General features: G+C 41.4%; 11 protein-coding genes. 8 read left to right on the top strand and 3 right to left on the bottom strand.

The features are described 5' to 3' along the window. Positions 1 to 15: 15 nt before the first annotated feature. The 3 genes from tsaE to IM797_RS15200 all read left to right on the top strand — a co-directional run bounded on the left by tsaE (position 16) and on the right by IM797_RS15200 (position 2,421). Entirely contained in the window at positions 16 to 432 is a 417-nt protein-coding gene (gene tsaE, locus IM797_RS15190; RefSeq protein ID WP_194127988.1) for a tRNA (adenosine(37)-N6)-threonylcarbamoyltransferase complex ATPase subunit type 1 TsaE, read from the top strand. 63 nt (positions 433 to 495) lie between these two features. After that, on the top strand, positions 496 to 1,722 hold the full coding sequence (locus tag IM797_RS15195; RefSeq protein WP_194127989.1) for an alanine dehydrogenase: 1,227 nt from the start codon (positions 496 to 498) through the stop codon (positions 1,720 to 1,722). 15 nt (positions 1,723 to 1,737) lie between these two features. Next, positions 1,738 to 2,421, top strand: a complete 684-nt coding sequence (locus IM797_RS15200) for a M15 family metallopeptidase (protein ID WP_194127990.1) — start codon at positions 1,738 to 1,740, stop codon at positions 2,419 to 2,421. A gap of 2 nt (positions 2,422 to 2,423) precedes the next feature. Here IM797_RS15200 and IM797_RS15205 read toward each other — a convergent pair whose 3' ends face one another. After that, positions 2,424 to 3,458, bottom strand: a complete 1,035-nt coding sequence (locus IM797_RS15205) for an aminotransferase class I/II-fold pyridoxal phosphate-dependent enzyme (protein ID WP_228098876.1) — start codon at positions 3,456 to 3,458, stop codon at positions 2,424 to 2,426. A gap of 8 nt (positions 3,459 to 3,466) precedes the next feature. Next, positions 3,467 to 4,786, bottom strand: coding sequence for a D-alanyl-D-alanine carboxypeptidase/D-alanyl-D-alanine-endopeptidase (locus IM797_RS15210; protein ID WP_194127992.1), 1,320 nt, complete (start codon positions 4,784 to 4,786; stop codon positions 3,467 to 3,469). 28 nt (positions 4,787 to 4,814) lie between these two features. Here IM797_RS15210 and IM797_RS15215 point away from each other — a divergent pair, with 28 nt between their 5' ends. The 3 genes from IM797_RS15215 (at position 4,815) to IM797_RS15225 (ending at position 7,339) form a co-directional block, all read left to right on the top strand. Further along, positions 4,815 to 6,068 (top strand): aspartyl protease family protein, encoded by a 1,254-nt coding sequence (locus tag IM797_RS15215; RefSeq protein ID WP_194127993.1) that lies wholly within the window; start codon positions 4,815 to 4,817, stop codon positions 6,066 to 6,068. Between the two features lie 40 nt (positions 6,069 to 6,108). After that, a complete protein-coding gene (locus tag IM797_RS15220; protein WP_194127994.1) occupies positions 6,109 to 7,050 on the top strand; it encodes a hypothetical protein in 942 nt (313 codons plus the stop codon). 97 nt (positions 7,051 to 7,147) lie between these two features. Further along, positions 7,148 to 7,339, top strand: a complete 192-nt coding sequence (locus tag IM797_RS15225) for a cold-shock protein (RefSeq protein WP_008241764.1) — start codon at positions 7,148 to 7,150, stop codon at positions 7,337 to 7,339. Positions 7,340 to 7,462: 123 nt separating this feature from the next. Here the strand turns inward: IM797_RS15225 and IM797_RS15230 are convergent, their stop codons facing one another. Continuing rightward, a complete protein-coding gene (locus IM797_RS15230; protein WP_194127995.1) occupies positions 7,463 to 8,260 on the bottom strand; it encodes a glycerophosphodiester phosphodiesterase family protein in 798 nt (265 codons plus the stop codon). A gap of 154 nt (positions 8,261 to 8,414) precedes the next feature. Between IM797_RS15230 and IM797_RS15235 the strand changes: the two genes are divergently transcribed. Both IM797_RS15235 and ybeY read left to right on the top strand, forming a co-directional pair. Beyond that, positions 8,415 to 11,729: a DUF4175 family protein gene (locus IM797_RS15235; protein WP_194127996.1), complete on the top strand. Its 3,315-nt coding sequence runs from the start codon at positions 8,415 to 8,417 to the stop codon at positions 11,727 to 11,729. Positions 11,730 to 11,740: 11 nt separating this feature from the next. Then, positions 11,741 to 12,193 (top strand): rRNA maturation RNase YbeY, encoded by a 453-nt coding sequence (ybeY, locus tag IM797_RS15240; protein ID WP_194127997.1) that lies wholly within the window; start codon positions 11,741 to 11,743, stop codon positions 12,191 to 12,193. Positions 12,194 to 12,204 lie beyond the last annotated feature (11 nt).

Here is a 12,204-nt window from a genome sequence, read left to right on the forward strand (position 1 = left end):
ATAAGTTAATGACCTATGGAAATTGAAGTGAATGGCGTGGCCGACCTTGACAGGGCAGCAAAAGAAATAGTAGACTTTACCCAAAAAGACCTTTTTTTTATTTTTGAAGGAGACATGGGCGCCGGAAAAACCACACTGATCAAATCCATCTGTAAAGAACTGGGCGTAAAAGAAGTGGTATCAAGCCCTACCTTTTCCATTGTTAATGAATATGCAGCCGGTGACCGTACGGTTTATCATTTCGACTTTTACCGCATTAAAAACCTGCAGGAGGCATATGATATCGGATATGAAGAGTATTTTTACTCCGACCACATCTGCTTGATTGAGTGGCCTGAAAAAATAGCAGAATTGCTGCCTGATCACTATGTAAAAATAGCGATTACTGCGCTTGATGAAAACACCAGAAGATTGTCAATTTCTAAAATTTAAAAATCAAACCTCTTTAATTACAGGTATTTTGCTTAATTTCAATCCAAATATCAATCAATAAAAATGGCTACAGGATTACGTGAAGGTATGGCCTCCATTGCCCAAAAAGGGATGATTCAACCGAAGGAGGCCCTGGCAGAAATCAATCAAAAGAACAATAGTTTATATATTGGCATTCCAAAAGAGATCTCTTTCCAGGAAAACAGGATTGCATTAACGCCTTTATCGGTCGCCCTGCTGGTTAACAATGGCCACCGCGTAATTTTAGAAACCGGAGCTGGTGTTGGAGCCAATTTTTCGGACAAAGACTATAGTGAACAGGGCGCCATCATTTCCTTTAATAAAAAAGAGGTTTTTGCTGCAGACATTATTGTCAAGATTGCACCTCCAACTTTGGAGGAAATTGCCCTGATGCATAAAGGTCAAACCTTGATCTCATCTTTGCAAACCGGAACGTTAAAAGCAAACTACCTTCAGGCGCTCCTGAATAAAAAAATAAATGCACTGTGTTTTGAGCACATTCGCGATGAAGGAAATATTTTAAGTGTAGTCCGGGCGATGAGCGAAATTGTCGGTGCAACGTCAATTTTTATCGCCGCTGAATATTTAAGTTCCGCAACCGGCGGAAAAGGTTTGATGCTTGGCGGTTTCACCGGCGTGCCGCCAACCGAAATTGTCATTTTGGGTGCTGGAACGGTCGGAGAATACGCCGCGCGTACGGCATTATCTCTGGGTGCGGAAGTAAAAGTGTTCGACAGCAGCCTCTATAGGCTTAGAAGGCTTCAAAACAACTTAGGGAGCAGGGTGTTCACTTCGGTGATGCAACCTATCGTTTTAGGAAAAGCAATTACCACTTGCGACGTGGTGATCGGCGCGATCCGCGCGTCGCATGGCAGAAGCCCTTGCATTGTGATGGAAGAAATGGTTGCACGCATGAAACCAGACTCAGTGGTTATTGATGTCAGCATCGATCAGGGTGGCTGTTTTGAAACTTCGGAAGTAACCAATCATAAAGACCCGACTTTTAGAAAATACGATGTGATCCATTATTGTGTACCTAATATTGCATCTCGTGTTCCGCGAACTGCGTCTTATGCCCTCACCAATATTTTTGCTCCTATTTTACTGGACATTGGAAATATGGGTGGACTGATGAATGTAGTCTGGAATAAAATGGGAATTCGCGAGGCCTTATATATCTACCAGGGTCACCTGACCAGTAAGGATCTTGGTGATATGTTTAACCTGCCTTATAAAGACATCGAACTGCTGGTTGCGGCAAATCAATAATCCCCGGACCAGCAAATGCGCAAAATTCTGTTTTTTCTGTGTTGTCTCTTTTTCCTGAATGCTTCTGCGCAGCAACTCACATCCAATCCCTATGGGCTGGATATTGTCAGTTCCTGGACAATCTATCAGGATTCCTGTAAAAAAAATGACAACAACCGTTTGATTGAAATCAAAAAGGCTATTCCGGGTATTTTGCTGGACATTAAATATGCCACACGGGACAATTTTATGAAGCAGGTGATGTACAAACAGGCACGGGCATTTGCGCGAAAACCTGTGGTAAATCAGCTCAAAAAGATTCAGGCCGCATTGAAAACCAAGGGTTATGGATTGAAAATATTTGATGCGTACCGCCCCTACCAGGTTACTCTTGCCTTTTATAAGCAGGCGAGCGACAAGAACTTTGTAGCCAATCCGAAGAAAGGTTCCAAGCACAATAGAGGTTGTGCCGTAGATTTAACACTGGTTTATTTAAAAACAGGCAAGGAAGTTGCCATGCCCACGACTTATGACAGCTTTGACCCAGCAGCGGCTGCCAATTATGCAAACTTGCCCGCTGAGCTAATCAGGAACAGGGATTTTTTAATCGAAACCATGCAACGTTATGGCTTTAGGGTGATTCCCAATGAATGGTGGCATTTTGACTACATCGGTTGGCAAAATTACAGCCTGATGGATATTCCTTTTGAGAAGCTGTAAGGTTACAATAGTTTAACCAGTTCATAAACCTGTGCTTTGCTATGCCAGCTGCTCAATACAATCCGATTCACAGGCTCACTTTTCGGTGTCGGATAAGGAAAAGAAGAGATGAGTACCTGCTTGGCTAAAAGCCTGTTGAACAAACCTGGCTCAAAGGATTGAAAAACCGGAAAATCAGGAAGAGAAATCCAATCTTTGTTGAGCTGCATCGCTAAAAAATAAATGAGTTCGTAAAGTGTGGTCAAAGCATTTTGGTAAATGTGTTCTGCATGCATAAAAGCATATAGCCCGGCAGCGGAGGGCGGTGAAGCCCCTAAAAATTCATTGCTCTCTTTTAAAGCCTGGATAAGTGCCTTGCTACCCAGTATGATCCCGGCATCCAGGCCCAAGGCTTTGGCCATAGAAGCTACCACGACAACTTCCACATTGGTAGACCCGGCTAAATGACTGTAAACACCTTTTCCTCCGTTTAAAACACCAATCCCATGTGAATCATCGACCAGTAAAGTGACTTTTTTCCCTGATTTAAGGGCTGTCAGGAAAGAAAAATCATAACACTCCGGGTACAAATTGTTGATGGAATTGCTGACCAGGAGCCAATTGCATTCCGTACCGATATTGATTTGCTCAAGCGCCATTTTGCTCCAGGTCGCAAAATCCAATTCGTTTGGAGCAGCTCCATCAATCCATAAAGATGGATGGGTTTGTGGCGCATATAAAATTGCTTTTCCTACCGAAAGATTTCTGACGGCCAGTTGTGCAGCCAGGTACCCGCTGGAGGTAATTAAAGTGTCATCAGATCCAAAATAATTGCCAGCATAAGCTTCTGCATCATTATAAATCCCCAATTGGATGTTATTTCCTCTACTGGTGCCATTGTTCAAACCAAAGCGATTGATCCCTTCGAGGTAATGAGCGGCGAATGCTTTATCCTGAGGGATCCCGAGATAAGCAGTTCCTCCAAAATATAAATATGATTGGCCATCCAGATCAATATGCGCATTTAAGGGTCTTTGAAGCTGTTTAAACGGTGTCATGTTGTACATTAGAAATGATCATGAATATAAGTCATCACCCGGGCCATTTCCTGACGTACATCAGCAGTCTGTATGACGAAATTGTTGTTCATAAAGGAATAAATATAGGTTTTTCCTTTTTTTGTGACGACATACCCGCTTTGGTTGTGATTATTGGACAAGGTGCCGGTTTTAGCGAATATAAAAGGTTGATCTGTTTTCGGATAGGCGTTTTTTAGGGTTCCGCGGTTACCTCCTGCAGGTAGCATGGCATATAATCTTTCCGTATTATTTACTGTTGTATAGATCTTTTCGAGTAGTTTAACTAGGGTTCTGGGCGTAAACAGGTTACCCCTTGACAATCCGGAGCCATCAACCCAACGCGGGGCATCGGGCAAATCGGACAGTTCGTTTTTAAGGATGGTTGCAATGGCTTGCGTTGAATTTAAGGATTCCAGGCCCAATTGATTGGCATAAACAAGAAGCAATTGCTCTGCAATAAAGTTATCACTAGGCAATAACATGGCTTTAAATACGGAGTCGGACTTCATGTTGTAAATGGTCTTGGCAGCTACAGGCATCTTTAGGTCAATGATGCTGACCGGCTTGCCCAGTGTATCACGTAAAATGGCCAATGTTATGGCCGGATTGGTTTTATAAGGGATTTCCTGGCTATAAAGATCCGGGATTACCTGGCTTGGGTAATGGAAGCTGTTTCGATCCAGATCCCGTTGAACCTTAAAGACTTTTGACGCGGAAAGACTGTCTCTAAACAGGCAGTCGTTAAATAACCGTGGTACCGCTTTCAAGCGCCCATGATCATTGCTCAAACTCAGTACATTGTTCATCAGCGGCAATTCCGTGATTTCGGCCTGGTAATCATCATTGTAGTCGTCCCATGCCCAGCCCTTGCCAAATAAAGCTCCCGTATATCTTACCGGCGCAAAGAATAACTTTTTATCGCTCGATTTCAAAAACTCAAAGGCTTTAAGCCCTTTCAGGCGGCTTTGTAAAAAGGAAGGGTCACCAGTTCCCCAGAAGATCAGAGAATCGCCCTTAATGACGTATCTTAAGGAAGGAACGGAATCTGGAATAAGCATTAAACCCGCATAAAAGGTAAAAAGTTTGGTATTGGAAGCTGGTGTAAAATAATGATCAGCCTCACTTTCAAAAATCATTTTTTTAGACGCTATGTCGTACAAAGCAAAGCCAGTATGGTATTGTTTGGCTGTTTTATTGGCTTCAAAAACCCGGCTAACCTGACGCTTCATGCGTTTCTGTGCCGAGCAACCTGCCAACATTATAAATAAAGTAAAATATAAGCTTGTTTTGAGGATACTTTTAACCATACTGCTACTAATTTATTAAATTAGTTTAATGAACGGGTTAATGTGGCTGATTAAATTAAGTAAAAGCTGGATTTTATGGGGCTTCCTGTTTATCCTGTTCTGCTATTTTAATCCCTGCCGGGCTCAGCAATTCTATTTTAAACCGGGTTTAAAGAAAGGTGCCATTAATTTTACCGAGATTAAAAACCTGGTGGTTATCCCCTTATACATAAATGACAAGGGCCCATTTAACTTCATTTTGGACACGGGGGTTGGCCCAATGATCATTACCGATCCAACTTTGATGGACAGTCTGGGCATCACTGCCTCGCGTTCCATTAAAATTACCGGATTGGGCAAGGGCGGCGAAATTGATGCTTACATTTCCAATGATGTTTCAGCCAGACTTGGACAGGCCAGGATCTCCGGAATTCCTACAGCCATTTTAAAAGAAGACATTTTCGGCTTATCCAACTATCTGGGTATCCAAATCTATGGCTTATTGGGGTATTATTTTTTCAGGAGTTTTATTGTAGAAATAAATTACAGTCACCACAAGCTCCGTTTTAGCAGCCAGGACCGGAAAATGAAAATCGAAGGGGAAAAAATACCCATAGAATTATACAGCAATAAGCCATATGTTAGTTTGAGCTTGGAAAATCCCGGGCTGGGCAAACAGGATTTAAAAATGCTGATAGACAATGGTGCAAGTCATGCCATTTCTCTGGAACGCCTAGATGAAAAACCATTTCCCCTGAGCGGAAAAGTGATTGAGGCAAATCTTGGCGTTGGGATGAGCGGACCGATTGGCGGAAATATTGGTCGTATTGAAATGCTCAAAATTGGCTCATTTACTTTAAGCCAGGTATTGGCTTCTTATCCTTTATACGATGATGTAGCAGCCAAAGTATTGTTAAAAGACCGAAACGGAAACCTGGGCGCAGATATTCTGAGCAAATTTAATGTGGTATTTGACTATGAAAAACTAAGTATGTATCTGCAGAAAAATAAGCGTTTTAAAAGACCTTTTGAGCATGATATGGCGGGTATTGAATTGTATGGTGAAAGCCATAAGGGACAGCATTATTTCATCAGCAGGATTGAAGCAGATTCGCCGGCAGAAAAAGCAGGACTGCAGGTAGATGATGAAATTATACAGATCAATTTTATAGCTGCAGCCTCCTATCAACTGAATGACATTAATGCACTGTTCAGGTCGGCAGATGGAAAGCGGATGATTCTTTCCATATTTCGAAAAGGAGAGATCATGGTTAAAATCTTTAGTTTAAAGCGCAGAATTTAGAAAGACATCTAATCCGAATCTTGTAACTTTGTAGCTGATTATGAGGAGACCCAGTTACCTATTGGTATGCATTGGCCTTGCGCTGCTGATGAATGCCTGTACAGAAAACACCGCTAAAAAGCAGGCTAAACCTGCAGGAAAACTAGCATTTGATTCCATTTTAGGCATTCGTTACCAGGAAGTAAAGCGCCGTTTTAGTACTGGTTTATCTTTTAATGAACTGGGCTTTCAACAGGAGCCTTCCTGGATCATTGAATTCCAATCAAAGGATAGCATTAGGGCTTATAGCCCGCAGAAAGATCGGATGCAGAACTTTTACCTGCATTATGATCATGGAAATGTATATAATTTTGCGAAGGAATGGTTCAGGATCAAGAAAATCAGTAAAGACAGTTTACTTTTTCAACGCCTAAATCTAACGAAAAGGGAAATCTCAAAGGACATCCGGTCTGATGTGAACATCACCTATTATTCAGAAGATTACATCAAAAACAAGCTTAAGACCACTGCAGAAGCACTTAGAAAGCCAACGCGAGCAGACACAGCCTATATTAAAAAACTGGCTGCACGGTCTGACAGAAACCCTGGTAATGCAGACAGCGCTTTTGCGGGCCGCGCCCCGGTTGAATTTAGCACCCTGAGCGATATGATTAAGGTGAAAAAACTAAGTACCGTGGATAAACTGGTTGGCCGAACGGAGTCTTATGATTACCTTTTTCCGCGCTATAGAATAGACATTTCCAGGGCTTATGAAGATTTTGGTTATGAATTTTCAGTGATTGTTGATGCGCATGGAAAAATGCACCTGGGTACATTTCATACCGATTTTCCGGAAAATCAGGAGCCCCGCCGAAAGACACTGAATGCCATTATCAATGTTTACCTGAGTAATCTGCTAAAAGTAACACCAGGGAAAACGCTGGAAATCCCTCATTCCAGCGAAATCAACCTGGTGGTTACAGGTCGAAAAGACAGTAAATAAGGGCTATTTTGTTTTATATTTATCAAAAAATGAAGCCTTTGCACTTTATAAAAAAATATTATGTACCTTGCACACTTAATTTATAATAAATAATACAATGCAAGAAGGAACAGTAAAATTTTTTAATGTAACTAAAGGTTTCGGATTCATTATCCCTGCAAACGGAGATAGCGAAATCTTTGTACATTCAACAGGCCTTATCGACGAGATTCGTGAAAACGATAAAGTTGAGTATGACGTTGAAAGCGGCAAAAAAGGGTTGAATGCGATTAATGTTAAAGTAATCTAGTCGATTAAAAACATAAATTGTACAGCATCGCGGATAACCCGCGATGCTTTTTTGTTTTATAAGGTCTTTTTTTAGGATATGCTGAACTAAATTCGGCAAGAATACCAGTTATTGCCGAATGCGTTATTTTCTGCTTTCAAGAACTTGGAACAGCAATTCAGGCTCATTTGTAGTAATGAAATCCACCTGGTTATCCAATAACCAATTCATCGTAGCTTCGTCATTGACGGTCCAGGCATTCATCGTTAGCCCCAGTGCCTTTGCTTTAGCAAACCATTCCCCTTTTTTATAAATGTGATAAGAATAATCAATACCATAGAAATGATCTTCTTTCATTTTTTCCGGTGTTTCATCCCCCTTCAGGTAAGCCACACGCGCATCTGGTTGCAGGGTCAGAATTCTTTTTAAAATGGGGTAACTAAAACTGATATAATCTACCCAGGCTTCGGCTTTCAAGCGTTTAACCATCGCCACGGTCTGCTCTGCAAGTACCAAATCTGCTTCCGTACCAGCCTGACTGATTTTTATTTCCAGGATAAGCTTTGTGCCTTTCTGTTTAAGGCCGGTTTTTAGATATTTTTCAAGTGTAGGAATGGACTCGCCATTGGACATTTTCTTTCCCAGGAGCTCTTGATAACTGGATTTCTCGATCGGCAAACCTAAAAAATCAGCATCGTGGTTAACTACCAATACCCCATCCTTAGTTGCGTGTACGTCAAACTCAGCACCGTAGCAGCCTATTCTGATCGCTTCTTTCAGCGATGCAATCGAATTCTCCGGCAAGCTCTTGGCTTTCCAGGCTCCCCTATGGGCAATTACCTGATTTTTGTTCCAGTTTGTCCCGATTTTTGTTCCCATTTGTGCAAAAGAAGGTTTAAATGCCATGGCCAAAACGACCATAAATAATGCAATCTGTTTCATTTAAGTTGTTATTAATCGGCTAAATTATATTTTAGTAAAATAAGCAAGCGCAGGTTAAAGTTAACAAATCGTTACCATTATGCCTTTATTCATTACATTATAATTTATCTTTAATAGGGAACGTTTTCTATCTTTAGCTGCGTTAAATTTTTCTATGAAAAGCAATTACGAACTTTTAATTTCCCGAATTAACGAGTTTATACAAAAGTTTTACCTCAATAAACTTTTGCGTGGCAGCATTTATGCAGCCGCATTATTGCTGGCATTATACCTGTTTCTGTTTACCCTCGTGTATTATACACAACCCGGACCAGGCTTGAAAACTGTTCTTTTCTTCGGTTTTTTGGCCGTTTCGGTCCTGCTTATAGCCTTCTTGATTGGCAAACCCGCGCTTGCTTATCTTAAATTGAGCAAACACCTCAGCGCTGAACAGGCCGCAACGATTATTGGTGATCATTTTATACCCATTAAGGACAAACTGCTGAATACTTTACAGCTGAAAAGCATGGCAGACCAGTCGCAGGCCGACAATTCGCTAATTCTGGCGGGTATTGACCAGAAGATACTGGAATTGCGTCCCATTCCATTTACAAGTGCCATCAGGCTAACCGATAACCGGAAATACATCAAATACTTTCTGGCCCCGGCAGTGATTATCGCTTTAATAGGCATCCTATCTCCGGCTATTTTAAAGGAAGGAACCAGTAGTTTCATCCAATATAATAGACAGATCGAGCCGATTGCCCCTTTCAGTTTCAACTTATTAAACAAAACATTGAGGGTTACGCAGGGCGACGATATTGAATTAAATCTCAAGCTAAGCGGCAACGAAATCCCACAGGATGTATATGTTTCTGACGGACTGAATACGTATAAACTGGATCAGGAAAGTAAGGTCAGGTTCAATTATACTTTTAAAAATTTACAAAAGGATCTGCGCCTGAGCTTTCAGGCTGGTGGTTTCAACTCAAGCCCCTTTCTGATAGAAGTAAAGCCAAGACCATCGATTGCCAAACTGAGTACGACACTCACTTATCCAGCTTATCTTAACAAAAAAAAGGAGGTCATCGTCAATAGCGGCGACCTACTTGTTCCCGAAGGAACGCAGGTAAACTGGAACATGCAGACAGAAAATAGCGACGCCCTGATTTTCATTCTGAATGCAAGCCCCCATTTGCTTAAGTCCTCCGACAATACCTTTAGTTTCAACCAGGTGATTAGCCAGTCTGGAAAATATAGCATTACCCCGCAAAACAGCTTTGTAAGTGGCAAAGATGTGCTAAGCCACCAGATTAATGTGATTGTTGATGAATTCCCTGGTATCCATGTAACCATGACTACAGATTCGCTGAGCAGCAAAGCGCTTTATTTTTCAGGTAACATCAGCGATGATCATGGATTCAGCGCCCTAAAATTCCAGTTCAACCTGAAAGAAAATGGTAAACTGATTACCACGGTAAGTAAATCCATACCGGTAAAGAAAAATCAGCTGGAAAACTCTTTCTTCTTTTTCTGGGACCTTAAAGATGCACTGATTAAACCCGGACAGGTGGTTGAATACTACTTTGAGGTATGGGATAATGATGGTTTTTATGGGCCTAAAGGGACAAAATCAACACTCCAGTTACTGGAAGTTCCAGGTCAGCAACAAGTGGCAGAAAAACTGGATCAAAGCAGTCAGGCTCTGAAGCAGCAAATGGAAAAAACCATAAAAATGGCTGGGCAAGTGGAAAAGGAAAGCAAGAAACTGGCTGAAACCTTACTGGATAAGAAACAGCTTACTTTCGACGATAAAAAGCAGATCTCACAATTACTGGATAAACAGAAACAGTTGGAAAATGCCGTTCAGGAGCTTAAAAATCTCAATGAGAAAAACACATTGCAAAAAGAAGAAAACAACACACTTAAACAGGAAATGGCTGAAAAACAGAAGCAGATAGACAATTTGTTTAAAAATGTTTTGAATGACCAAACTAAAGCCCTTCTCGAGAAATTGCAAAAACTGATGGACCAGAACAATAAGGACCAGACCCAACAGGAGCTTTCTAAAATGCAAATGGATAATAAATCAGTAAAAAACGAGCTGGACCGGATTCTGGAGTTGTATAAGCAACTGGAATTTGAGCAGGGACTCAAAAACACGGTCGACAGACTCAAAGAACTGGCAAAGGAACAGCAAAGTCAGGCTAAAAAGAGTTCATCGCCCCAGGCGCCTTTAAATGACTTAAAAAGCAAGCAGGAAGAATTGTCCCGGTCTTTCGATGAGATTAAAAAAGAAATGCAAAAGCTGGAGGAGAAAAACCAGCAGCTGGAGCGACCTAACCCTTACCAGAATCCGGAAAAAGAAAGTCAGAGTATCCAACAGCAGCAGAAAAACAGTGAAAATAAGCTGAACCAAAACGACAAGAAAGCGGCAGCAGCAGAACAACAGAAAGCCGCCGATAAAATGGAGGAACTGGCAAAAAAAATGGAAGAAATGCAGCAGGAATCGGCTGAAGCGGAAGATAAGGTGAATGCCCAGGAATTGCGCCAATTGCTGGAAAATCTATTGAAAATGTCTTTTGAGCAGGAAAAAGTGATGCTTGCGCTAAAACGGATCAGCAGTACAGATCCGCAGTATACCAGCAATGTACAGAAACAGCGATTGGTAAAAGACAACATGAAAACGATAGCAGACAGCCTCTATGCACTTAGCAAGCGTGTTTCGCAGATTGAAAGTACGGTCAATAGTGAAATGCAAAACATCAATTTCAATATAGATAAGAGTCTAGAAAACCTGGAAGAACGGAATACCGGTGCTGCAAACCGTAACCAACAATATACCATGACGGCGATCAATAACCTTTCTTTAATGCTCAATGAGGCACTTGATCAGTTACAACAAATGAAAAAGAACAGTAAAGGCGGTGGAAAAGGCAAACAGAAACAAAGCATGAAACAGCTGGAGCAAATGCAGCAAAAGTTAAATGATGGGATGGAAAAAGCCCGCCAGGAGATGCAAAAAAACGGAAATAAGGGTAGTGTACCGAAAGGTGCTATGTCTGAAGAGTTTGCAAAAATGGCCCAGCAACAACAGATGATCCGGGAAGCGCTGCAAAAAATAAACAGGGAGGACAATAAAGACGGAAAAGGACCACTTGGCAATCTGAACCAGCTGGTAGAGGATATGAAAAAAACAGAATCGGAACTGGTGAACAAACGTATCGAACAGGAAAGCATGAAACGTCAAAAAGACCTGTTGACCAAATTACTGGATGCGGATAAGGCGCAGCGGCAGCAGGATCAGGATTCCAAACGGGAAAGTAAAGCGGGCAAGGACCTCCCTCCTTCTTATCCTAAAATGCTGGAAAAATTTAAAGCTTTGGAACGCGCTGAAACAGAATGGCTGCAAAAATTACCACCGAATCTGAACCTTTACTACAAAAATAAAATTACAGAATATTTTAAATTGCTAAATTCGGGCCAATAATTTTAAGACCAATGGCAAAACCTGCAATTCATTTTTTTACTGAAGAAATCAGTTATTCGCTGAAAAAGAAAACCTTGCTTAAAACCTGGATCAAATCAGTAATTGAAGCTGAGGGCTACCAGCTGCAGGAGCTAAACTTTATTCTCTGCTCAGACGAGTATTTACTGCGTATAAACCAGGATTACCTGAATCATGACACTTATACCGACGTAATCACTTTTGACAACTCAGAGGAGCTTAAAACGATTGTAGGAGACATATTTATTAGTGTGGATCGGATTAAGGAAAATGCAGGCACTTTAAAGGTGCCGCCTTTTGAAGAACTATGCCGGGTAATGATTCACGGAACTTTACACCTGCTGGGCTATCTTGATAAAGGAAAAGCAGCCAAAACCTTAATGACCAGTAAAGAAGATCAATACCTGGAAAGTGCCAAAACGATGGCGCTTTTTGGCGCTTTGTGATTATACACTGT

Source organism: Pedobacter sp. MC2016-24 (genome assembly GCF_015223055.1).
Taxonomy (GTDB): Bacteria; Bacteroidota; Bacteroidia; order Sphingobacteriales; family Sphingobacteriaceae; genus Pedobacter.

Bases quoted from the DNA above. Each gene is read 5' to 3' on its own strand.
- tsaE (WP_194127988.1), top strand. From the start codon at position 16: ATGGAAATTGAAGTGAATGGCGTGGCCGACCTTGACAGGGCAGCAAAA.
- IM797_RS15195 (WP_194127989.1), top strand. From the start codon at position 496: ATGGCTACAGGATTACGTGAAGGTATGGCCTCCATTGCCCAAAAAGGG.
- IM797_RS15200 (WP_194127990.1), top strand. From the start codon at position 1,738: ATGCGCAAAATTCTGTTTTTTCTGTGTTGTCTCTTTTTCCTGAATGCT.
- IM797_RS15205 (WP_228098876.1), bottom strand. From the start codon at position 3,458: ATGACACCGTTTAAACAGCTTCAAAGACCCTTAAATGCGCATATTGAT.
- IM797_RS15210 (WP_194127992.1), bottom strand. From the start codon at position 4,786: ATGGTTAAAAGTATCCTCAAAACAAGCTTATATTTTACTTTATTTATA.
- IM797_RS15215 (WP_194127993.1), top strand. From the start codon at position 4,815: ATGAACGGGTTAATGTGGCTGATTAAATTAAGTAAAAGCTGGATTTTA.
- IM797_RS15220 (WP_194127994.1), top strand. From the start codon at position 6,109: ATGAGGAGACCCAGTTACCTATTGGTATGCATTGGCCTTGCGCTGCTG.
- IM797_RS15225 (WP_008241764.1), top strand. From the start codon at position 7,148: ATGCAAGAAGGAACAGTAAAATTTTTTAATGTAACTAAAGGTTTCGGA.
- IM797_RS15230 (WP_194127995.1), bottom strand. From the start codon at position 8,260: ATGAAACAGATTGCATTATTTATGGTCGTTTTGGCCATGGCATTTAAA.
- IM797_RS15235 (WP_194127996.1), top strand. From the start codon at position 8,415: ATGAAAAGCAATTACGAACTTTTAATTTCCCGAATTAACGAGTTTATA.
- ybeY (WP_194127997.1), top strand. From the start codon at position 11,741: ATGGCAAAACCTGCAATTCATTTTTTTACTGAAGAAATCAGTTATTCG.